Below are 23,056 nucleotides of genomic sequence, written 5' to 3'. Positions count from 1 at the left end.
TAAGAGAAGCTATTCTATTCCCTTTCGTCCTTTTCATCCATTTTCCTGATTAGCGCATCACGCAGGCTGTCGAGGAATTTTGTTCTGTTCATTTTTCGACTTTTTAATTCCAAATAGGTATGGTAGAAATCTCCCAAACTAATATTAAAAGCAAGTTCGAATGTTTTAGCAATGACTTTGATGTCTGCATTACCGTTGTCAAATACGCCTTGTGAGTGTAGTGCATAAATCAACTCCGTTAATGCCGTTTTACTTCCTGTCCAATTTAGAGAAGAACCATCAAATGCCTTTTTCTGATTGATATTATTGAGTTGGTCTTCGAGATAAACTTGTATCAGGTCGTTGGCAATAATTTTTGCTACTTTGTAATCGTGGGAAGTGGAAAAGCGATGGTCAGCCTCAAAATAGTAGGTGTCTAAACTTAGTTTTATATCGTACTTGTCCCTTACAAATAGCTTGTCATCAATAAAAGAGTTATTTGTCCGATAGTATTTATAAAATTCAAGGTTGTTGTCAAAGAACCTTTTGAGCTTGTTCAATTCTTCATCAAGAAATTTTCTAATAGGTTTTGCTCCATAGGGCTTTTTCGTTTCAATTTTATAAATGGCATTATAATAAATGAGCTTTGCAACGATAATAGGTTTCTGACATTTAAAAAATAGGATTTCTTCATCAATATTCTTAAATCCCTTTTTTAAGACGAACTCCTTTAACTTAGACAAAGAATTTACAATAAGAACTATTACAGCTTCTATTCTTTGGATTGGATATTCGGTTTCAATTTCTAATTCGTTGATTGTTGTTTCCAGCTCATACAGTGTTTTCTTATAAAATTTATCCATACAGTAAGTCTGTTTTTATCTTTGCTTACGAAGAAGAACATTCGTAGCTAAATATCAAATATTGAACAAACGACTATTCTTTTATGAATAGTCGTTTGTTCAGAAAACTGAACGCTTCTTGTTATTTGATGATTATTAATCATAAATGTATATAGTAATTTATTTCATATAGTTCCTAATTCTCTATTCTAAATCTTACTCCAATATACATTTCCCGACCTCTTGTTGGACCCCAAACGGAAGATGTGTCAAAGTATGGACTGAACGGATTTTGCCAACTTATTATCGGTTGGTTTTGTCGGAAGTCAAAAATATTCTCACAACCTGCGTACAATTCAAATTTCTTGAAGTTGTAGGTAAACTGCGCATTTACGATTGTGTATGGTTCTGAAAAATCAGGTCGCTGAAATTCTACTGGATTTGTTTTGGTATCAGGTAAACGCTGTTTGCCAAACCAATGTACATTCATATCAAAATGAAACTTGTTGGACATTGGCTTATAGCTAAATGTTGTAATTACCTTATGCTTTGGATTGAAAGGCAAAAGCTGTTTTGCTTCTCCAACTTCGCGGTAAACATCTAAGTAATTATATCCTGTTTTAAATTCAAACCTCTTCCATATTTTTAAATATAACTCCGCCTGGAACCCGTTACTAACACTTGTTCCGGTAAAGTTTTTAATGATTGCTTTTGTAGGGTCAGTATCGTAATCAGGGAAGATTTGATTTTGAAAATTGGTTCTGTAATAATCGGCACTAAAATAACCGGTTAAATCTCCATCTTTCAAATCAAACTTTTGAGTAAGATTAAGTCCAAGATTTACGGCTTTTTCCGGTTGTAGTTGTTCTGCAAAAATGATATCCCTTGAACTTACAAGTAATCCGATGTTTTCGCTAAATAAGTTTACTGTTCGCCAACCAGTACCAACATTTGCTCGAATAATGGTTTTTGGTGTTATGTCATACTTTACAAGTGTTCGTGGCGTAAACTGAAAGCCAAATTGGTTGTGATGGTCGCTACGAACTCCTGCAATCCAAGTTAGCTTGTCATCAAAAAACCTCATTGTATTTTCAACAAACAGTCCGGGAATATTTTCTAATCTCTGATATTTTCCGGCATAAGTTCGATGTAAAAAAGTATCGGTAAAGCCTATGTCTTCATTTAAATTCAGATGACGATAACTAATACCTGCTTTTAAATCATTTCGGTCGTAATTTAACTCATACTGAATATTACCATAAAAATTGGTTTGTTGAGCGTTGTATTTTACCGTTCCGAAATACGAATTTTGTTCTTGATGAAAAGCCGAAGCAAAAAATACAATATTGTGTTTATCGTTAAAGCGATATCCTGTTTTTGTCCAAAACTCCGGTTGATTGATGCTTACAGATTGCCCATAAACATTAGTGCTTCCTTTGTCACTTTTTGCATTGAAAGAGGTTTGTCCGCCAATTCGTTGTTCATTAAAGAAGCGTAAACCAATTCTACTGTTCCAACCCCAATCTTTTTCATTACCATACTTCCATTTGTTAAAAATCATATAGCGAGTGAGCAACGGTAGGTCTAAAAAGTTGTCATTATCCTTGTCTATTTTATTAGCAGGCTGCACAGTATGAAAAGCTGTAAGATTGCTCCATTTGCCTTGTTTGAAAGCATAGTTGGCGTTTAAATGCTTTTCCATAAAATTGTTCACATACAGGTTGAGCAACAATTTGTCTGTATTGTCAGGGTCTTTTGTTTCTACATTGACTTGTCCGCTTATGCTCTCATACCCCTGAATAACGCTGTTAGCTCCTTTTGAAACATAAATATTATCAACTAACGTACCCGGAATACTGCTTATACCATAAGTGTATGACAAACCTTGTATCATCGGGAAACCGTCAATCAACACCTGATTGTAAACACCTGATAAACCCAAAATGCGAAGTTCTTTTGAGTTTGTTATTACATTGGTTGTTTGCGGTTGTACGGTTGTCTGTGTTTCAAAGCAACCTGCCAAATCACAACAAGCAGCTTTCCCAAGCTCTGTTTTTGTAATCTGTTCTGTTTTAATCGGCTTAATATCCGAAATTATTACTCCATCACGTTTTCTTGAAATAATAATTTCATCAAGAGTTTGGGTTTCTTCTAATACGAACTCAACAAATGTTTGATTATTAATTTTAATCGTGTCGGGAGAATGTCCTACATAAGTAGCAATGAGTTGTTTATCGGAAACATCTTTAATTGATATTTCAAACTCCCCTTTATTGCCTGTTAATGTACCTGTAGTTGTACCAAGCCAGTAAACATTAGCACCGACTAACGGTTCTTTTTTATCGTTGATTACCTTTCCTAAAATAGTTTGTGCTGAAATGCTAAAAGGAAACAGTAAACCAACAATGAAGATGTATTTTTTCATTGTTTAATTTTTTTTAAATACAGGGCAAAGCAAACTTGCTTTGCCCTGTATTGTTTACTGTTTTACTTTATAAGGTTTTTCTTTGGGATTTTCACAACTTCCTGTGCTTTCAATGACTGCAAAAATTTCTTTTTCAGTTACCAATGCAGGATTAAATTTCACATCAAAAGTTGTTGTTGTTCCTTGTTTTCCTGATTTACAACTGTTCACTCCATTTAGCTTTTCTACGTTGGAAGAAATCATTTTCACGTCCATTGAACAGGTAACACCCTTAACTTTAACAGAAGCAGTTTTTATACTATCAGTTGAACCAGTTGTTGTACACTGACTATTATTATCAGAGCCTTTGCAACAAGATGTTTGTGCAAATGCAATTTGTGTTGTGGCTGTTAATAACAATGCCACAACGAATAATTTTATGAAATTCATTTTTTTGATTTTGAGTTTATTTAACAAATACGAATAAGTCCCAAATATCTTGGAACATTATTATTGTAAAGGATTATTAAATAAACTTTGGCGGTTGCCAAAAATCAGAAGAAAACTGTGAAGAGAATACAGATTTATAAGAGAAATACTGTTTTGTTGATATTTCGGGCTTAGGCAATATTTTGAAAAAAGGGACTGAAGCGACTTGTAAAAGACAAGAGCTACAGACTTGAAAAGGATTACAGCTTTTCTCGCTATTTTCTTTCTTTTGATTATGGTCGTTTGATTTAACTGGGGAACATTCTCCACCACAACAACCTTGTTCTGTCCCTGTTTGCAATGAGATAGCTTCTATTCCCGGCTTAATCGCAAGGAATAAAATATATGTCGCTAATATGTATGCCAAAAATTTCATTGCTTTGCAAAAATACACTTTATTTTGGATAATCTTTTCCTATCGAGTTATAAAACGTTATAATCTAATTTGTGATAAATATCTCATCTTCCCGAAGTTTATCTATAATTTTTAACTTGTTATGTTTGTTTTATTACTAATGCTTCAATTTTATTGCCACCTAAACAAATTTCATTCGTTGTATTCGTACTGCATTTAGAATTGCTAATAATGCTACGCCTACATCTGCAAAAACGGCTTCCCACATTGTAGCCAATCCACCTGCACCAAGCACCAATACAATACCTTTTACTACAAATGCCAATGTGATATTTTGCCAAACTATTTTCTTTGTCTGTTTCCCGATATTGATTGCCAAAGGAATTTTGCTTGGTTTATCGTCTTGTATGACCACATCCGCCGTTTCAATAGTGGCATCGCTTCCCAAACCGCCCATTGCAATACCTACGTCACTCAATGCCACAACGGGAGCATCATTCACACCGTCGCCGACGAAAGCAACGCTTTCGCCTTTGGCTTTGATTTCTTTAACCCTGTTCACTTTATCTTCGGGCAGTAAATCCCCGAAAGCATTGTCTATCCCCAACTGTTCCGCTACATACTTTACCACTGTATTTTTATCTCCACTAAGCATAGTAGCTTTCACATTGAGCTTATGCAATAGATTTATGGTTTCCTGTGCGTCTTCTTTGATACTGTCGGCAATAGTGATGTAACCGACAAATTTGTTATCGTAAGCAACGGCAATAGTCGTATAAACGATGCTGTTCTGGTCTAAATCGTATTGTATCCCGAACTTGTTCATCAGCTTGAAATTCCCGACCAATAAGTCTTTACCATTTACGGTTGATTTCAACCCGTGTCCTGCAATTTCCTCCGTGTTTTCCAAGCGGATTGTATTATCCGGTTTGCCCACGTATTCGTGAATAGCCGTCGCTACGGGGTGCGTACTGTGGCTTTCCAATATATTGACCAATTGCAGGATTTCGTCTTGATTGAACGCTTTGTCAAATACCACTTCCTGAACCTTGAAAACACCCTCCGTCATTGTACCTGTTTTATCCATTACCACGTTTTGAATATTGGAAAGGGCATCTAAAAAGTTGCTTCCTTTAAACAATATTCCATTTCTTGAAGCTGCTCCAATTCCTCCGAAATAACCCAATGGAATACTTATAACCAATGCACAAGGACAAGAAATAACCAGGAATACCAAAGCTCTGTACAACCAATCCTTAAACTCATAATCAGCTACGAAAAAGTAAGGCAGCACACAAATAGCGACCGCTAACAGTACCACGATAGGGGTATATATATTCGCAAACTTGCGGATAAATAATTCCGTTGGTGCTTTTTGTGAAGTAGCATTTTGTACCAATTCCAAAATTTTGCTCAACTTGCTATCCGTATATGCGGTTGTAACCTGCACTTGTGCAACGGTATTAAGGTTTATCATACCCGCCAAAACCGTTTCGCCTTTGGCTTTGGTGTCGGGCTTGCTTTCGCCTGTGAGTGCTGCGGTGTTGAACGATGCCGTTTCAGATAACAGTTCTCCGTCCAAACCTAATTTTTCGCCCGGTTTCAGTTGTATGATTTCGCCGATGTTTACAGTTTCAGCCTTTACGGTTTCCGGCTGATTGTTTCTTAAAACCGTTACCTCATCAGGTCTTTGGTCGAGCAATGATTTGATGTTTGCTTTTGCCCTCGAAACAGCCATTGTCTGAAAAACTTCTCCAACAGCATAGAATAACATCACGGCAACACCCTCCGGGTATTCGCCAATGGTAAATGCCCCAATGGTGGCAATGCCCATTAAAAAGAACTCTGAAAAGATTTCCCCTTTTCTGATGCTTTTCACGGCATCTGTCAATACGGGAAACCCAACGGGGGCATACGCAACCACATACCAAATAATCCTTACCCAACCCGTAAACCATTGCTGTGGAAGCCAATTATCAAATGCTATGGCAACAAGCAACAATACCAATGATATTATACTCGGCAAAAACATTTTAATTGGACTACTCTCACTATGGCTGTGGTCGTGTCCGTCATCATCGCTGTGGTCGTGTTGATGCTTTTCATTTACCAGCTCTTTTGCACCTGCTTGGGTGTAAATTTTTTCTTCCTGTGTGCAACAAGTCATTTTGCCTTGTGCATCGTAAGTATGCTTGTGATTTTTGTCTGTATTTATCATAGCCTTTAATTTTTTAGGTTCGTTACACTTTTATTTCTTATTCTTTCCACGTTATTATTCATTATATGCCTCACAATATGCTGAAAAATAAACTTCTTGAAAGCGTTCAGCTTTTGCTGATGTTTTGCATAGAACGCATCTGGCGTATCAAAAACACCAAAGTCCTGATTGATGCCTTTATCCTGAATAAACGTATTGTTGAGGTTCCATTCAATCGGTGGGTTCTCAAAATTATCTGTATAAACCCCGAAACCACAAAACGTGGTTTTGCAATCGCTGTTCTGCTCCTGCAATTTTGTGAGATAAGGTTTATCCAAAATCACGCCCTCTAAAAAATACCACTGTTCATTTACCAATACCTCAACCCAGCTATGTAAGATGTTTTTCGGCGAAAGTTTGTACCAAATACCCGTAATAGCTCCCTTTTGCAAGGCTTTATCAATGGTAAAACCGTGAATGCGATTAGGTATTCCCGTTGCTCTTAATAACGCCATTAGCAAAGTTGCTTTGGTATTGCACTGTCCGTAACCGTCTTTCAGAATTTCTGATGCAGGTATATCGTCCGAAACATTGTAGCCAAATTTTATTTCATCCCTGACAAAATTGTAAATGGCTTTAACTCTTGAAACAGTGTCCAAATCTTTCCACCCTCTTTGTTCCAATAGCTCTTGTATAGAAACGTTTGAGTAGTCAAGGATTTTTGTTTCTTTAAGATAGTTGTCCATAACACATTTATATTTATAACAAAGGTACACAGGGAGAGCTTGCAATGCTATTGCAAACTCTCCTTTAAACAGTTCTCACAAATACCTTTACCAAATAATTTTATTTCGTCAATACGGTAATTTTGACTTCCATTCTGCGGTATAATAAAATCCTCCTTACAGGTTGTCTGTTTACAAATCTTACAATAGAAATGTAAGTGCCAATCCTTGTGCGTTTCTTCATCACACCCGTCGTGGCACAAAATATACTTAACCGTAGTGTTCTCCTGAATACTGTGTACAATACCTTTTTCCTCAAAAGTTTTCAAAGTCCTGTAAATCGTAACCCTGTCTGCTTTATAAAAATGGCTTTCGATTTCAGATAAGGACATCGCTGTTTGCTGTTGCTCCAAGAAATCGTACACCAATATCCGCATACTGGTCGGATTGGTGTTCTTTGACAACAGCTTTTGTTCAATGCTCTTTTTCATTATATACTATTTTAGTGAGCGTGACCGTGTTCTCCGGTATCATTCATTTTTGCATTCACAAAAAACGCACCTTTTATCACGATATGCGTACCGTGTGGAATTTCATTTACAGGCGTTATCGCCGTGTAACCCAATTGAGAAGCACCTTTAACTATTTCCATTCTTACAAATTGAGTTCCTTTTTCCGAACCGTGGTCGTGGTTATGGTCGTGTTCTTCGCCCTCCTTATGGTCGTGTGGTTCTTCTTCCTGCTCCTTGACCAAAAAGATGTAATACTTCCCGTCTGCATTGACAATCGCTTCATTGGGTACAGCCGTACTTAGTACATTATCTAAACTGACAGTTCCGGTTATGCTCATTCCGTCAATCAATCCTGTTTTATCGCCTGTAATTCTGCTGTGAACGGCAATGGTCTTACTCTCTCCGCTAAAAGATGAACCAATACTGTACACTTCGGCAGAATAGGTCTTATTGGGATTGTTGGTTACGACAAAATCTATTTTCTGACCTATTTTGATTAGGGGAATATCTTTTTCATAAACTTGTAAGTCCAAGTGCAATGCTGTGTTTTCTATTATTTCGGCAATAGGCGAAGACACATCTACATAGCTTCCGATTTTGGCGAAAACGTTACTTACCGTACCGCTTATCGGACTTGTAACGACCAACGAGGATTTAAGGCTGGAATTTGACAAGGAAGCCGGATTAATGCCCATCATTTGGATTTGTTGTTGTAACGATGCTTTTCGTGTTCTCAACGTGTTCAATTCGGTAGTGGCACTTTGAAGGTTTTTCTTTGCACCTGCATTTCCCTCGTTTAGCTCTCTTTGTCTTGCCACTTCCTGCTCTGCAAATTCTATACGGCTATTGATGCTTAGGTATTCTTCCTGCAACTGTATGAATTGCGGATTGGAAATAGTGGCGATGACCTGACCTTTCTTCACGAAATCGCCTATCTCCACATTGAGGGATTTGATAACGCCACCAAACATTGAAGTTGCATTTGCTTTGTTGCTGTTGGGTACTCTCAATCCACCGTTGGCTTTCAATGTTGCGGACAATTGTTTCTGTTTAATCATCCCGATTTCTATACCTACGGCTTTCATTTGTTCATCGGTCAGTATGGCAACGTTTTCTTCTTCTTCGTGTTCGTCCGTTGTTGTTGCTGCTTCCGCACCGTGATTATGTCCGTCGCCCTCCGAATGTTTATTTGTACAAGCGTTCAAAGCAAAGATTGCTACGAGGACAAAAACGCTGAAAACTATATTATTTATGATACGTTTCATATATTGTATTATTTGCTGATTAATGAATGGATAAGCGTTACAGCCTCATTGATTTGCTGTATGCTCTTTAAAAAATTAAGCTGAATATCGGTTGTTGTCTGCAATGCAAAGAGGTATTCCACATAAGAAATATCTCCGGTACTGTACCCTAACTTTGCCGCATTGATGATTTCATCAGCATTCGGAAGTGCCTGCTCCTTGAAATAGGTAAACTGTGAAACATTCTGTTCGTATTGTTTCAGGGCATTTGCCAGCTCCGTTTTTAGCTGCTCCTGCTGCCATTGGGCATTCAGTTCCAATGATTGTTTCTGATAGTCAAGGGAACGGATTTTTGCTCTGGTTGTTGTAAAGAGTGGAATGGTTATACCTACATCAACAAAACTGAATCGCTGTCCTCTGCCGTAAAATTGCTCCACGCCGTTTCTACTGTGCATTCCTATCAGCGATATATTATTATAACCGAACGTAAAATCAGGCAGGCTGTTCGCCCGTTCCAATTTCTTGTTCTGTTCAGCTATTTTAGCCTCCTGATACAATAGCTGGATGCTTGGGTGGTTTTCAATAGCTGAACTGTCGATGAAAGAAGTTAATAGTAATGGTACATAGTCGGATTGGGGTTCAATGGCAAAATCCTCCTGTGTCTGCATCAGGTTTTTAAGGTTCTGATAGGCATTTTGCCTGAAAACCTCATTTTGCTGGAGCAATAAATTGATTTCCCCCTGTTTGGTAACAGCCGTACTGACTTCAATACGTCCTATATCTCCGGTTTTATAACGCAGTTCCGCCACACGGATAAAGTCTGAATAAATATTATCCAAATACTTCAATACCGAAGCATTATGTTCCAAATACTCTAACTGATAATAATATGTTCTTACCTGCTTTTTTAGCTCATTTTCTGTAAGAGCCTTTGACCATTCCTGACCTTTGACCTGCTCTTTGACAAGGTTTTTCTTTACCCCAAAAAGTGTTGGAAAGGGTATGGTCTGCGAAATTTGGAAGCCGTCGTTGTACTCAAAGCCCTCGTTATTCCCATATTGGAAATTTGCATTGGTCTTCGGCAGTTCAAATGCTGTCTTACTTAGGCTTTGGGCAGATTGAATATCCAAATTTTTGGAACGAAGCTGAGGGTTATTCTCCACAGCTATCTCAATAGCTCTATCTACATTTACCGGATTTTGTGCATTACTGTTTTGAGAAAAGCCTAAGAACGTAAACAGCAATAATACAGGTGTTATGGCTTTCATTTTATTATTTTTTGTAGGCTTATGATTTCTCATAAATACAAGGTATAGCAAAGGCAGTACGAACAACGTTAATGCCGTTGCTGAAATCAATCCGCCGATAACTACCGTTGCCAACGGTTTTTGTACTTCTGCACCAGCACTTGTGCTTAACGCCATTGGTAAAAAACCTAAACTTGCTACCGATGCTGTCATCAATACGGGTCTTAGCCTTGTTTTAGCTCCCTCGATAATTCTCGGAACAATCTCGTTCCAACCCTCTTTTTCCAACCTGTTAAACGTGGCAATCAATACAATCCCGTTCAGAACGGCAACACCGAACAGGGCGATGAACCCGACACCTGCCGATATGCTGAATGGCATATCCCTTATCATAAGTGCAAACACACCTCCGATAGCACTCATTGGAATAGCCGTATATACCAAAATGGCTTCCTTGAACGAATGGAACGTGAAATACAGTAGGATAAAAATCAGAAGTAGTGCAATAGGCACTGCAATCAATAATCTGTCGGTCGCTTTTTGCAAGTTCTCAAACTGACCGCCATAGGTAAAATAATACCCTGTCGGAAGCTTGACTTGTTCCGCCAATTTATCCTGAATTTCATTGACGACGCTTGCTATATCCCGTCCCTGCACATTGAAGCCGACATATATCCTGCGCTTTCCGTCTTCACGGCTGATTTGTGCAGGACCTAATTTGTAGTCGATGTTGGCTACCTGCGAAAGCGGAACCTGCTCTCCGTTTGGAAGCGGAATAAACAGATTACTTACGTCCTCGATGGAACTGCGGTGTGCTTCATCAAGCCGTACCACCAAATCAAACTTACGTTCGTTTTCATATACTACGCCTGCTGATTTGCCTGCGAAGGCTGTACTTACAATATCGTTTACCTGTTGTACATTCAAGCCATAGTTGGCTATTCGGGTACGGTCGTATTCGATATTGATTTGGGGAAGACCCGCTACCCGTTCTACCTGCGGAGCGGTCGCACCCTCTACCGTTTGAATAATGGCATTGGCTTTATTGGCATAAATCAACAAACTGTCAAGGTTCTCCCCGAATATCTTCACGGCGACATCTTGCCTGATACCTGTCATCAGCTCATTGAACCTCATCTGTATCGGCTGGTTCGCTTCAAAAAACACGCCGGGAATAACTTCGAGCTTCTCCATCATTTCATTGGCAAGCTCGTCATAGGATTTATCTGTTTTCCATTCGTCCTGTGGTTTCAGGATAATCATCAGGTCGGTAGCTTCCGGAGGCATCGGGTCTGTCGGTATTTCTCCTGCACCTGTCTTACCTACGACCATTTTCACTTCGTCGAACTCTTTGATTATCTTAGATGCCTGCATAGAAGTTTCCAGACTTTGACTTAAGGATGTTCCTTGTGGCAGGATACAGTGGAAAGCAAAATCGCCCTCGCCTAATTTTGGCAGGAACTCTCCGCCCATTCGTGAAAAAAAGAATAAGCTGATGGTAAAAAGACCAACGGCAACCGCTATCACCACATATTTTATCCGAATGGCTTTTTCTAACAAAGGCTTATAGATGCCTTGCAGATAATCCATCATTTTATCTGAAAAATTCTTTTTGATAATCGGCTTTTTAGACAGACATAAAGCACTCATCATCGGGATATAGGTAAAGGATAAAATTAATGCTCCCAAAATGGCAAAACCTACGGTCTGTGCCATCGGTGTAAACATTTTACCTTCTATACCTACTAATGTAAGGATAGGAATATATACGATAAGAATGATAATTTCTCCAAATGCGGCACTCGTACGGATTTTTCTTGCTGAGTCAAAAACTTCCTCGTCCATTTCGTTTTGGGTTAATCTATGCGTGGTTTTCCGCAATCCCAAATGGTGCATTGTCGCTTCAACGACAATCAGGGAACCATCTACTATCAATCCGAAATCAATAGCTCCCAAACTCATCAGGTTGGCACTAACACCGAACAACCGCATCATCGCTAATGCAAATAGCATTGACAGCGGTATGGCTGATGCTACGATTAAACCAGCCCTTACATTTCCAAGGAAAAGTATAAGCACAAAAATAACTATTAAGGCACCCTCTATTAGATTTTTTTGTACAGTACTGATTGCCCGATCAACCAAATCAGTTCTATCCAAATAAGCCTCAATCACAACATCTTCTGGTAAAGATTGTTGGATAACAGGGAGCTTCTCTTTGATACGGTTCACAACGGCGGCACTATTGTCACCTTTAAGCATCATTACAATTCCCCCAACGGCATCTACCTCGCCATTATAGGTCATTGCACCGTATCGGGTAGCGTTCCCGAATTTTACTTCAGCTACATCTTTTATATATACCGGAACACTCCCTGTACTTTTAATAACAATATTTCCGACATCTTCCAATGAAGTGACCAGACCAACTCCACGAATAAAGTACGCATTGGGCTTTTTGTCTATATAAGCACCTCCGGTATTTTGGTTGTTGGTTTCGAGTGCGGTAAAAATGTCGGAGATACTAACGCCCATTGCCTTGATACGGTTAGGGTCAACAGATACCTCATACTGTTTGAGCAAACCGCCAAAACTATTGACTTCCGCAACCCCGGGTGTACCATAAAGCTGTCGGGCAACAATCCAGTCCTGCATTGTACGCAAATCCATTGCGGAATATTTATCCTCGCTGCCTTTTTTGGGGTGGAGAATATATTGGTACACTTCGCCAAGACCTGTACTGACAGGGGAAAGTTCAGGTGTTCCGATGCCTTCCGGTATCTGTTCCTCTGCTTCTTTCAGTTTTTCATTGACCAATTGCCGGGCAAAATAAATATCTACATCATCTTGAAATACAACGGTGACAACGGAAAGTCCAAACCTCGAAATACTTCTTATTTCTTCCACTTTGGGAAGATTGACGATGCTTTGCTCAACGGGAAAAGTAACCAATTGCTCTACTTCCTGTCCTGCCAATGTAGGACAGAGTGTAATAATCTGAACCTGATTATTGGTAATATCAGGTTGGGCATCAATAGGGATTTTGGTGGCACTCCACACCCCCCAAATGATAAGTAACAAGGTCATCAATCCTATGATGAACTTATTCTTTATGGAGAATTTTATAATATTATCTAACACTTTTTGTTACGATTAATGATGAATTAATAATGATAAAATCATAATGATTATGTTTTTAGGCAATATAAATAGCCTAAAAGCCGAGCTAACGCTGTTTGCGTTAAGCTGTAATCACTAAAACATTAAAAATTAAGCATTAACCTTTGGCGGTTGCCAAATTTTCCCGAAGTAGCGAGGGATAAAGATAGATTTGTAATATATTTCAGGCTTAGACAGTTCAAAAGTCTTCGCCTTAACTAAGTTATAAACATTCCATTGAAGCACTATGCCTGATACAACTCCACAACAGCCGCATAAACAAAACGGGCTGCACATATCAGGCTTTTCCTGATGGTCGTGGCTTGCTTTATGGGCTAATTCTTCTGAATGGTTATGGTTTTGAAAACTCTCCTTTTCATACATATCGGTACACGGCATTAAAAACACCGCCATCATATAAATTGCCAATATGGAAAAAAAGACTTTCATATTCTTTCGCAAAGTTAGTAAAAAAGTAATGCAATGCCATTGCATTGTTTTGATTAATTATTGTTTTATAAGCATTCTTTTCATTCTGAATATTTGTTTTACAGACTGTTCAAAAAAAATATTGGCAACACTCCATCTAAATTTAAGAAGAAGTATCGCCAATATTCTTAGTCTATATTAAAAACTCCCACTTGTGACTTTATTGCTCTTGTTGTATCAAATGCTGTAAGTTCGGGTCGTTCTTGATACGCTGCATTTCGTTTTCAACGATATGCAGAATATCTGATTTTATCTGACGGTAATTGCTTTCAATCTGCTGTTTCATTTGTTCTTCGCCATTTTCATCAACAAAAGATAAAATTTGCGGTATATTTTGATACGCTTTGGTTTCGGCGGCTACCTTTTCATTATCTACTACGATTTCAGCGTGAAATATTTTTTGTTCAATACGTTCGTCAAAGTTATCCGATACAGAACCGACAAACATACCCTGCGTAAGCGTTGAAATTTTAGAAGCTGGAATAAGACTGTCTAATTGTGTGGAAATAGAGGTAGATTTATCGTTGCGGTTAATGGTCATACTTTGGCGTTTCTGTAATACTTTACCGAAACGTTCCGAAAGGCTTTTTGCTGTTTCGCCAACCACCTGACCACTGAATATATTACCGACAGTATTCTGTATTACCTTGCTTTCCTTGTCGCCGTAATCCCTTGTTAATTGCGAAAAATCCTGAAAGCCCAAACATACCGCTACCTTATTACTTCTCGCCGTTGCGATAAGATTGTCCAGTCCCCTGAAATAAATTGTGGGCAACTCATCTATGATAACGGAACTCTTTAGCTGTCCCTTTTTGTTTATCAGCTTTACAATCCTCGAATTGTATAAACCCAAAGCTGCGGAATAAATATTTTGACGGTCGGGATTGTTACCCACGCACAAAATTTTAGGTTCTTTCGGGTTGTTGATGTCAAGCGTAAAATCATCGCCCGTCATTACCCAATACAATTGCGGGCTAATCATTCTTGACAATGGGATTTTAGCCGATGCGATTTGTCCTTGTAACTGGTCTTGCGCTCCACCTTGCCACGCATCCATAAAGGGCGACAAATAATTTTCCAAATCCGGGTATGAAGTTAAAATCGTGAATACATCCGAATACTTTTTATTCAGTAATTCAATGGCGTGAGGGAACGTACAATACTTACCATCTTCGTAGATTTTCAGATACCAAATAATCGCAGCCAAAAGAATAATTGGGCTTTCCACGAAAAAATCCCCTTGCTTCTGTATCCACGACCTGTTAAGGTTTAGCATTATAGTATATGCCGCTTCGTAAGCATCAGAAATGTCCGTCATAAAATCGGGATTGAGTGGGTTGCAACGGTGGCTCTTGCGTGGGTCGTCGAAATTTATCACGTAAAATTTCGGCTGAACTTTGTATTTATCCCGATGCTTCAGTAAGTGATTATAGGCAATAGTAGAAAGGTCGTCAAACTTGAAATCGTAGATATACATACTAAAGCCTTTTTCAATCTGCTGCTTGATGTAGTTGTTTACGATGGCATAAGATTTACCGGAACCGGGAGTACCCAACACTATTGATGCCCTGAATGGATTTACAATGTTTATCCAACCGTTGTTCCATTTGCCTTTGTAGTAAAATTTGGTGGGCAGGTTAACGGAATACTCGTTTTCCATCAGTTTGGTTTCCTGCTGAAAGCTCTCATTCTCATTATTAAATACGTCGTCCATCAGGTTGGTACGAAGCAGGCGGCTCATCCATACGCCCGCCATCAGCAAGGCGATATAACCTAATGAGATAGTAAGCATATACAGGAATGTGCCTGTTGCCGGAGATAGCTTTAACAAAGGTGTGTTCAGGAAGAACAGCACAAAGCCAACGCCCAACGCCACGTAAATTTTAGTCCAGGTTATCTTTTCGTTCTTTACGCCCTTTGTCCCTAAACAGCTTAAAGCCAGTAAGACCAAAGCGAATACTTTGGTGTAAAGAGTGTGTGAAAACAAACCCGCCGTTCGGTCGAAATTGCCTAATATCTTGTTGATTACTTCCAACGTCCAACCACGTTCTAAAAAGAAACCGTAGCAGAACCAATAAAGGTGCATCAGCACCAAAAGAATACTGACTGCCCGCATAAAAGCCATTATCTTGGCAAGCCCTCTTAAATCGTCTTCTCCCTGCATTATCTAAAGTTTTAATGTTCGGGCGTGAATTTAAAGGCTCTATGGAGTGGCTCTAAGAATGTGGCAGCCAGTGGCGTTCTGTGGCAGTGTTTGGCTGAATATTACTTCTGACCTCTTTGGCGTTTTCTTTTCTTCTTCATTTTATTGGCAAAGTCCTGTTCTTCGTAATCTTCGCCCTGGGCTTCGGGAAGCAAGCCGCCCAGTGCTTCAATCAAACCGTCTTCGTGTTTTTCAGTATGTAAGAAGTCGAACAAATGGTGTGGTTCTTCCGCAGGAAGATCCGCATCATTTGATGTGGATAATTTGGGTTGTAAAACGGCAGGTTCTTTAATATTCGGTTTGATGTTATTGTTCCAATAATCATTAAAGGTGTTGGCAGAAAGTTCTGTTGCCAAACGTGAACCGTTCCAAACTGCTTTGGAATTGTGGTCTATAAATGTGATGCCATAAATACGCCCTGTATCATTTCGGCGCACCACAACGTTAATACCCTGTTCCGCCAACTGCTTTTTAAATGCCTGTTCATCGCTCGTGGTTTTCAGGGCAATGGTACCGGCAGATTTTAGGGTCTGTTTGGTGGGGCTATCTTTCAAAGCCGTTTTGCATTTCGCAAAATGCAGTTCCAAAGCCGGAAGCCCTGCGCTCTTTCCGAACAGCGAAGCCTTGAACGGATGCCCGGCTCTTTCGCCTTTTTCATTTAGCGGAATATATATTAAGCCCTGCTGCACCTTTCCCTGCAATTCGCCCTCGATTTTCTCGGCGGTAATATTGAACAGGGAAAGCAGGGCATTGTATTCGCCTAATGTTTGGTACTGGTAGTAGTTCGGCAGGTGACGAACGACCGAAGCGATTTGGCTCTTAACATCGCCTGCCCGATAATCTACCGGACGGAAAACCTTATCCGTTTGATTGCGCTCTTTGTCGGTTGCTGGTATCAATCCGTGTTGTCTTTCCAGTTCACGGCACACATTCATAGACCGCATTTTCTCGAATTTATCCGAAATCTTTTTGCCCTGCTCATCCACGCAAACCGATACAATGTGTATATGGCTGCGGTCAATATCGGTATGTTTGAACACCACAAAAGGCTGTTCGCCGTAACCCATTTCCCGCATATACTGTTCTGCCATTTCCCTAAACTTATCATCGCTTACCTTGTCGTTCGGGTCAGGATTGAGCGAAATATGAAGCGTATGTTTCTCGGTATTGCGGTTGGCTATCAGGTAAGGGGCAAAAGACTGGGCTAATTGTGCCACGGAATAATGACCGCTTGCCGTTTCAATCATCTTATTGGCAAACAAAATCTGCCCGTTTTCATTCTCTACTTTAAGCTGATTGTACGCCAATGCCCCGTATAAATTTGCGCTTCTTCCAATTTTTGCTATCATTTCTACCGCTATTTTTTCAGGTATTTGGCTTCAAATTCCTCGCTTATTTGGATGATTTTCTTACACAGCATTGCCATTTCAGCCGTCTGTTTTTCCAGTTTGTACAGGAACGCTGCGGCTTTTTTCTCGGAAAAATTCTTGTACAGCAGTTTTACAATTTGGTTATAGTTCACACCGATGGAACGGAACTGGCTGTGAAATGAGGTCAGCCGCATATAAAAATCAACCGTTCCCTTGTCAATCTGAATGGTCTTTATGGTCTTGTCAAAGATGCAGGACGTTATGAAATGCGCCTTTACCTGCATACCTGATTTGTCAAACAGGGCAAGAAAGCGGGCGTGTTCCTGCTCGTTAAAGGAAATTGTATAGCGGATGGTCGCCGGGTTTTCTTTGGGGCGGCGTCCGGTCTTTTTCAATTGCTTTTTGTTGTTATCGTTCATCACTAATCCATTTTAAAATCCATACAAAACCCTGACTTCGGAAGGTGTTTTCTGCCCCCTGCAAAGGGCAAGTTGTTTTGAGCATCGGAAATCATTCCGAGATGCTCAAAACACAACTTGCCGTGTTCTGTTGAACACAAAAATCCGCCCTGCGGGACGGATTGAATGTAACAGGGAAAAACGGCTCGATGCCGTTCCCATTACCCTCCGATTTGTCAAAAGACTTTTGCATAAATCTGTTAATAAAAATCACAATACAAAGTAAAGCCCTGTTTACGAAAGCAGTGTATTGTATAGCAGTGCCAAACACTGCCTTTGAACGCCAAAAACTGCCACACCACAATCAGCGGACAAATCAATCACTTTATTTGCCGTATAATTTTAGTGCAGGTAGTAAAAAATGTATCTAAACAAAGAAGAAAATTAGGTTTGCAAACAGACAGTTTAGAATAAAAGCATAAGGTTTTAAAAGCATAAAATAATAAAAGTGTAAAAGCATAAAAGCGGTAAAGTAATTTACCTGTTGCAAGTTTTGTCACTTGCCAAAGAATGTGCCTGACAAGGCAAAAATGAAAGCAAATACCTGTGCAGGAAAGTACCCAAAAGAGAATGCAGGAATATAGTAATGAAGTTATAATCAGATAAACAAATATTCAATCCTGCAAAACAAATAAAGTGTGTAACAATAAATTTTTAAATAATGGAAACAACAAAGAAAACTTTAAAAATCAGCTTCTCCACCCAAAAGGGTGGTGTTGGAAAATCTACGATGACCACTTTGCTGGCAAGTGTGCTTCACTACCGTTTAGGTTTTAATGTGCTTGTAATGGACTGCGACTTTCCACAACACAGCCTAAACAATATGCGTGAAAGGGATAAGAGAACCATAATGCAGAACGACTACCATAAAAAGGCAGCAATGAAGCAGTTCCAGACCATCAACAAAAAAGCGTACCCGATTATTAAATGCAAGGCTGAAACAGCTCTTGAGAAAGCATCGGAATACAGAAGCCAATCGGCGGTTGTGCCAGATGTAATATTCTTCGACCTGCCGGGAACAGCCAATACCAAAGGCGTACTGACGACCTTAAAAAAAATGGACTTTATCTTTTCGCCTATTACTGCCGACCGTTTGGTAGTGGAAAGTACATTGGGATTTACCAAAGCCTTTCTCGGACTTCCAAAAACAGACGATGGCAATATGGAACAAGAGATGTGGCTGTTCTGGAACCAAGTGGACGGCAGGGAAAAAACAGGTTTGTATGATGCGTATCAAAGTGTCATCAAGGAACTAAACCTGCCCATAATGGAAACAAGGATAATGGATAGCAAACGTTTCCGAAAGGAAACAGATGATACGGGCAGCTATGTATTCCGATCAAGTTTGTTGCCTGCTGAACCACAGTTGATGAAAGCAACCAAAATGGATTTGTTTGTCGAGGAATTTTTAAAAATCACGCATCTATAAAAACAGTAAAGTATGGCTTCAGATAATAAAAATAACGATTTTGAAAAGCCCAATGTTGATGAGGAATACCTTATGAACATCATAAGCGGCGACGAGCCTGTTGCCCCACCGAGTAATAATAAACAGCAGGATGTACCAAAGGAAACAAAGCCCAGAGAAAAAGCCAGGAACAGTTCATCAAAGAAAGTGGACTACGAGGAAACATTTTTGGTCAATCGGTTTCCATCGGGACGTAATGGTAAGGTGGTTTACATACGCCCTGAATATCACGAAAGATTGCTACGCATCGTTCAACTGACAAGGGAAGAAAGAACAACGCTCTACTCTTACATTGACAACATTCTTGAACATCATTTCAGGGAGTACGGGGACGATATTACAGATTATTTCAATGAACATTTTAAACCCATTTTATAAGCTATGGAAACAGTAATTGTGATATGCCTGCTGATAGTCATAGCCCTCCTTTTGCAGGATAAGATTGTCATAAAGAAAAGTTCAAAGCAAGAACCTTCGCAGAAGAAAGTCAATCCGAACCTGCCCGATATTATGGGACAACCTAAACCCGTAGAACGCCTTTCAGTGCCAAACACTGCCAATGAACGCCAAATTGAGGAACCCGAGATAAACCCTGCTAATTTAGACATTGAATACGACGATAATGAAAACGTCGGCATTCAAATCCGCAAGGAAGAGCTGGACGAAGTTTTCAGAAATATGCCTGATTTGGAGGAAGAGGAAGAAGAATGGAACAGGTACGGAATATTTGGTGGCGATAACAGTCTTGCCCAAGGGGTTACATTTGAAGAACTAAGCTCCGTAGGTGCATTGCTCCAAAAAGAGAATTTGGAACAATTACAAAAGGAAACAGCGGTAGATATAGTTCAAAGATTACAGGGGACTGAATTATTCAGCCTGCTGGAAAATTCCATCGAGGGTGCCTCCCTAAAAATTGCCGAGCTTTTGGATAGCACACTCTCATCTGAAACGGAAGCCGGTTCTTCCACTTTGCGGAAAAATGATTTGAATGATTTTGACATTGGGGAGTTTGTATAGACTTCCCTTTGTCTTTTAAAATAAGAAAATATGGAAAATGGATTGCCAAATACTAATATAGAACCGGGCAGTTTGCTTGACCTGCGTTTGAATAAAGGCATACTACCTACACTTGATATTGCAGGTCATACATTCTATGTGGATTTACGCATGAACAAACTACGGCCAAAGGACGACTTTATATCCAAAGGCATAGACTTTACTGAAATAAAAGACTACTATGATCGTGACAGACGGGCATTTGTTATTCCCTATAATCCAACAAAACGCGAATTTCAGCAGGACGATGTTTCTAAAATGACCGAACTGCCTACGGATATTATCATAGTGCAGTTTCCAAATCATTATGAATTGGATATAGTGGGATGGAATAGAAAGCATGGCAATAGCATTACTGATCAGGATGTGAAGCAAATGCACTTTGAAGCCCGTACCCTTCCGTGGGTAGACACCAATGTGATTGAGCATATAAAACGTAATGTTGCCGAACAGCTACAGCCAAAAAAAGAATATATTGTTAGCGGACCAAAGAACAATTTGTATAAGATACCCACCGACACACAAAGAGTACTTCCGACATATAAAGTATTCGGAACAGAATTTATCGTCGATGTCAATCAGTTGGAACTCCGTCAAAAAGCCAATCCGAAAAATGTAATTTCTCTATCCGATAAGGAAGAAAAAGCAGTACAGGGCTACAGATTTTGGTACAGCCTAAACACAAAGGACTTGACGACATACGCCGAACCAGGAGCAAAATTAGCAGAGATACCCGACTTTGTAAAACTCGACCCAACTGGGATGTCAAAGAAACATAATATTTCCGAAGATATTATGGCGGGAATGGACGATTTCAAACTGATGGTTGATCAGGATGCGTTCGATAAAATTGCTTACAAAGGTATTATCCCAACGATAGATATTGCGGGACACACTTTTCATATTGACTTATTTAATGACAAATTGCACCCAACAGATGATATCTGGTCACGGGGCATCATCTTTTCCGAACTCAAACATTATTATTCGCACAAAGACGACACCTATACCATTCCTTACAATCAAAGGACGCATACTTTTCAAGAAGTGAGCCTCAATGTCAAGGAGATCCCCAAAGACCTAATTGTTGTACAAATTCCAGGCAAACGTACCCTTGATCCAATTTGCCAAAACAAAGCGGATGACTTAAATAGTTCAGACTATTTAAAAAAACATGGAGTGCAACTGAAATTTGACGCCAAAGTAATACCGTGGCATCAGACCCGTTTTGCGGAAACCGTAAAGCAAAACAATGGACAAGAAGTAAAGGTAGGGCAAAAAAAATCCACTAGTCCAAAGCCAGAGGAAAGTGAATTCAGCAAAAGAAAAGGTCGCAGAATGTGAATTCAGCATGCTAAAAAGCCAGCTATTGGGTAGTTACCTTTTCTTTGAAACTGAAGTTTATTCTTTTGTTTTGTGGAAAATGATTTTGGAGAATTTTGATATTGGGAGTTTGTTTGATAGCAAGCTCCCTTTTCTATTTGCAATGCTCCCCATTTATTAATATTCATGAAACATACTCACTTTCATGTTGTTAAACTTGTTTTTAAGAGAAAATAGAAACTAAAATCTTTTTTTGGAAATTTATATCAAAAAACGGAAATAAAAACCTCGTTTTGGAAATTTATTATTATATTTGCATTTATAACTTAAGAAACAAATAAGCAAATGCTCAAATATTTCAGTATAGTACAAGCTCTAAGCAGATCCGCATTGGCAATGCCGAATGAAGCTGTCACGCATCAAATTAGAAGATTAAAAGAAAGTCTGGAAAAAGATGGGTTTGCTAAAGAGGCAAAATCATTGGAGGCTTTGTTGACTGCTTCTGAATCATCGCTTGACATGTCTCCAAGTAAAATCCAAAGATCTTTCGTTGTTTTAAAAGGCGAGGAAGTAACTCCTAAGACATCGATTCCTGTAGATAAGGAGACATCAACACCATTGGCAGAGATTTTTTTCCCTGATGATCTACCAGAAAAAGCCCCAATGTTTGATGGTAATATCCAGCTTGCTATTCACTCAATTGTAAATGAATGGAGTAAATTCGATCAACTTTTAGAAATTAATGCTACTCCTGCTAGCTCCTGCTTAATTTATGGTGCGCCAGGAACTGGTAAAACACATTTAGCAAAATGGATTGCAAAACAAATTGGATTACCTGTAGTACTGGCAAGGTTAGAAGGGCTTATGTCTTCGTATTTAGGAACTACATCTCGAAATATTGGTAATCTGTTCGCTTTTGCTAATAGGTATAAATGCATCTTACTTCTTGATGAGTTTGATGCAATAGCTAAACTCCGTAACGATCCGCAGGAGGTTGGTGAAGTAAAAAGAGTCGTCAATACGTTGTTGCAAAGTCTAGATTCACGTCATGAAAAAGGTTTTACCATTGGTGTAACCAACCATGAAAGTCTTCTTGATCCCGCTATTTGGAGAAGGTTTGATATACAGGTTGAAATTCCTAAACCTTCCCCCGAAGTAATGATCCAATTACTCAAGAATTTTATTACACCTTTAGAATTTAACGAAAGTGAGATTAAATTTTTAGCATGGTGCCTAGATGGTTCATCAGGTGCTGATGCAGAAATGCTTTCAAAATGGCTAAAGAGAGCTTTTGTCTTAGAAAAGAAAAGCAATATAGTAGAAGTAATGAAGCAATTTGCTGTACTTAACTCTGGAAGGGTAGACACAAAAAAGAGAAATGTTATGGTTCACAATGATGAAGATTTTATCAACATGCTATTAAACGATAAGGTTTACTCTTTTAAACAGAAAGATCTAGCATCATTGTTCGGAATGACCCCGTCAACTTTGAGTAAGCAGCTATCGAAATTTAAAGATTCTGAAAAAATATAAGTT

At 39.2% G+C, this 23,056-nt stretch carries 18 protein-coding genes; 5 read left to right on the top strand and 13 right to left on the bottom strand.

Annotated elements, in window-relative coordinates; translation table 11 throughout:
* Positions 1–14: 14 nt before the first annotated feature.
* The 13 genes from EG242_RS00540 to mobA form a co-directional block, all read right to left on the bottom strand.
* The gene (locus tag EG242_RS00540) at positions 15–842 is read right to left on the bottom strand and encodes an RteC domain-containing protein (protein ID WP_124897976.1); all 828 of its coding nucleotides are present in this window, start codon (positions 840–842) and stop codon (positions 15–17) included.
* A gap of 175 nt (positions 843–1,017) precedes the next feature.
* Positions 1,018–3,246 carry a TonB-dependent receptor gene (locus tag EG242_RS00535; RefSeq protein WP_124897975.1) on the bottom strand — a complete coding sequence of 743 codons (2,229 nt, stop codon included), beginning with the start codon at positions 3,244–3,246 and terminating at the stop codon, positions 1,018–1,020.
* A 54-nt stretch (positions 3,247–3,300) separates the two neighbouring features.
* Positions 3,301–3,675, bottom strand: coding sequence for a heavy-metal-associated domain-containing protein (locus EG242_RS00530; RefSeq protein ID WP_124897974.1), 375 nt, complete (start codon positions 3,673–3,675; stop codon positions 3,301–3,303).
* Positions 3,676–3,751: 76 nt separating this feature from the next.
* Complete coding sequence (locus EG242_RS00525; protein ID WP_124897973.1) at positions 3,752–4,090, bottom strand: hypothetical protein; 339 nt, start codon at positions 4,088–4,090, stop codon at positions 3,752–3,754.
* Between the two features lie 160 nt (positions 4,091–4,250).
* A complete protein-coding gene (locus EG242_RS00520; protein ID WP_124897972.1) occupies positions 4,251–6,287 on the bottom strand; it encodes a heavy metal translocating P-type ATPase in 2,037 nt (678 codons plus the stop codon).
* Between the two features lie 5 nt (positions 6,288–6,292).
* On the bottom strand, positions 6,293–7,012 hold the full coding sequence (locus tag EG242_RS00515) for a transglutaminase-like domain-containing protein (protein ID WP_026711842.1): 720 nt from the start codon (positions 7,010–7,012) through the stop codon (positions 6,293–6,295).
* A gap of 47 nt (positions 7,013–7,059) precedes the next feature.
* Complete coding sequence (locus tag EG242_RS00510) at positions 7,060–7,482, bottom strand: Fur family transcriptional regulator (RefSeq protein ID WP_026711843.1); 423 nt, start codon at positions 7,480–7,482, stop codon at positions 7,060–7,062.
* Between the two features lie 11 nt (positions 7,483–7,493).
* Positions 7,494–8,768, bottom strand: coding sequence for an efflux RND transporter periplasmic adaptor subunit (locus tag EG242_RS00505; protein ID WP_124897971.1), 1,275 nt, complete (start codon positions 8,766–8,768; stop codon positions 7,494–7,496).
* Between the two features lie 8 nt (positions 8,769–8,776).
* A complete protein-coding gene (locus tag EG242_RS00500; protein ID WP_124897970.1) occupies positions 8,777–13,135 on the bottom strand; it encodes a CusA/CzcA family heavy metal efflux RND transporter in 4,359 nt (1,452 codons plus the stop codon).
* A 129-nt stretch (positions 13,136–13,264) separates the two neighbouring features.
* On the bottom strand, positions 13,265–13,648 hold the full coding sequence (locus tag EG242_RS00495; RefSeq protein WP_124897969.1) for a DUF6660 family protein: 384 nt from the start codon (positions 13,646–13,648) through the stop codon (positions 13,265–13,267).
* A 154-nt stretch (positions 13,649–13,802) separates the two neighbouring features.
* A complete protein-coding gene (mobC, locus tag EG242_RS00490) occupies positions 13,803–15,806 on the bottom strand; it encodes a conjugal transfer protein MobC (protein ID WP_124897968.1) in 2,004 nt (667 codons plus the stop codon).
* A 101-nt stretch (positions 15,807–15,907) separates the two neighbouring features.
* Entirely contained in the window at positions 15,908–17,194 is a 1,287-nt protein-coding gene (mobB, locus tag EG242_RS00485; protein WP_124897967.1) for a conjugal transfer protein MobB, read from the bottom strand.
* Positions 17,195–17,202: 8 nt separating this feature from the next.
* On the bottom strand, positions 17,203–17,634 hold the full coding sequence (gene mobA / locus EG242_RS00480) for a conjugal transfer protein MobA (RefSeq protein WP_124897966.1): 432 nt from the start codon (positions 17,632–17,634) through the stop codon (positions 17,203–17,205).
* Positions 17,635–18,334: 700 nt separating this feature from the next.
* On the opposite strand from mobA, the gene EG242_RS00475 reads away from it, so the two are divergent.
* From EG242_RS00475 to EG242_RS00455, 5 genes are all read left to right on the top strand, one after another.
* Positions 18,335–19,102 carry a ParA family protein gene (locus tag EG242_RS00475; RefSeq protein ID WP_124897965.1) on the top strand — a complete coding sequence of 256 codons (768 nt, stop codon included), beginning with the start codon at positions 18,335–18,337 and terminating at the stop codon, positions 19,100–19,102.
* Between the two features lie 12 nt (positions 19,103–19,114).
* Complete coding sequence (locus EG242_RS00470; protein ID WP_124897964.1) at positions 19,115–19,519, top strand: DUF3408 domain-containing protein; 405 nt, start codon at positions 19,115–19,117, stop codon at positions 19,517–19,519.
* A 3-nt stretch (positions 19,520–19,522) separates the two neighbouring features.
* Entirely contained in the window at positions 19,523–20,158 is a 636-nt protein-coding gene (locus tag EG242_RS00465; RefSeq protein WP_124897963.1) for a conjugal transfer protein TraD, read from the top strand.
* A gap of 30 nt (positions 20,159–20,188) precedes the next feature.
* Positions 20,189–21,541 carry a hypothetical protein gene (locus EG242_RS00460; protein WP_124897962.1) on the top strand — a complete coding sequence of 451 codons (1,353 nt, stop codon included), beginning with the start codon at positions 20,189–20,191 and terminating at the stop codon, positions 21,539–21,541.
* 375 nt (positions 21,542–21,916) lie between these two features.
* Positions 21,917–23,053, top strand: a complete 1,137-nt coding sequence (locus EG242_RS00455; RefSeq protein WP_203227665.1) for an AAA family ATPase — start codon at positions 21,917–21,919, stop codon at positions 23,051–23,053.
* The last annotated feature ends 3 nt before the right edge of the window (positions 23,054–23,056 follow it).

It is taken from the genome of Paenimyroides viscosum (genome assembly GCF_003858535.1).
In the GTDB taxonomy this organism is placed as follows: domain Bacteria; phylum Bacteroidota; class Bacteroidia; order Flavobacteriales; family Flavobacteriaceae; genus Flavobacterium; species Flavobacterium viscosum.
Note: the sequence above shows the minus strand (reverse complement) of the source record. Positions and strands in the feature narration are given on the sequence as shown.

What these genes read in the sequence shown, in the direction of transcription:
- EG242_RS00495 (WP_124897969.1), bottom strand. Translation starts at nt 13,648, where the DNA reads ATGCAATGGCATTGCATTACTTTTTTACTAACTTTGCGAAAGAATATG.
- mobC (WP_124897968.1), bottom strand. Translation starts at nt 15,806, where the DNA reads ATGCAGGGAGAAGACGATTTAAGAGGGCTTGCCAAGATAATGGCTTTT.
- EG242_RS00505 (WP_124897971.1), bottom strand. Translation starts at nt 8,768, where the DNA reads ATGAAACGTATCATAAATAATATAGTTTTCAGCGTTTTTGTCCTCGTA.
- EG242_RS00465 (WP_124897963.1), top strand. Translation starts at nt 19,523, where the DNA reads ATGGAAACAGTAATTGTGATATGCCTGCTGATAGTCATAGCCCTCCTT.
- mobA (WP_124897966.1), bottom strand. Translation starts at nt 17,634, where the DNA reads ATGAACGATAACAACAAAAAGCAATTGAAAAAGACCGGACGCCGCCCC.
- EG242_RS00470 (WP_124897964.1), top strand. Translation starts at nt 19,115, where the DNA reads ATGGCTTCAGATAATAAAAATAACGATTTTGAAAAGCCCAATGTTGAT.
- EG242_RS00460 (WP_124897962.1), top strand. Translation starts at nt 20,189, where the DNA reads ATGGAAAATGGATTGCCAAATACTAATATAGAACCGGGCAGTTTGCTT.
- EG242_RS00515 (WP_026711842.1), bottom strand. Translation starts at nt 7,012, where the DNA reads ATGGACAACTATCTTAAAGAAACAAAAATCCTTGACTACTCAAACGTT.
- EG242_RS00475 (WP_124897965.1), top strand. Translation starts at nt 18,335, where the DNA reads ATGGAAACAACAAAGAAAACTTTAAAAATCAGCTTCTCCACCCAAAAG.
- EG242_RS00455 (WP_203227665.1), top strand. Translation starts at nt 21,917, where the DNA reads ATGCCGAATGAAGCTGTCACGCATCAAATTAGAAGATTAAAAGAAAGT.
- EG242_RS00535 (WP_124897975.1), bottom strand. Translation starts at nt 3,246, where the DNA reads ATGAAAAAATACATCTTCATTGTTGGTTTACTGTTTCCTTTTAGCATT.
- EG242_RS00510 (WP_026711843.1), bottom strand. Translation starts at nt 7,482, where the DNA reads ATGAAAAAGAGCATTGAACAAAAGCTGTTGTCAAAGAACACCAATCCG.
- EG242_RS00525 (WP_124897973.1), bottom strand. Translation starts at nt 4,090, where the DNA reads ATGAAATTTTTGGCATACATATTAGCGACATATATTTTATTCCTTGCG.
- EG242_RS00540 (WP_124897976.1), bottom strand. Translation starts at nt 842, where the DNA reads ATGGATAAATTTTATAAGAAAACACTGTATGAGCTGGAAACAACAATC.
- mobB (WP_124897967.1), bottom strand. Translation starts at nt 17,194, where the DNA reads ATGATAGCAAAAATTGGAAGAAGCGCAAATTTATACGGGGCATTGGCG.
- EG242_RS00530 (WP_124897974.1), bottom strand. Translation starts at nt 3,675, where the DNA reads ATGAATTTCATAAAATTATTCGTTGTGGCATTGTTATTAACAGCCACA.
- EG242_RS00520 (WP_124897972.1), bottom strand. Translation starts at nt 6,287, where the DNA reads ATGATAAATACAGACAAAAATCACAAGCATACTTACGATGCACAAGGC.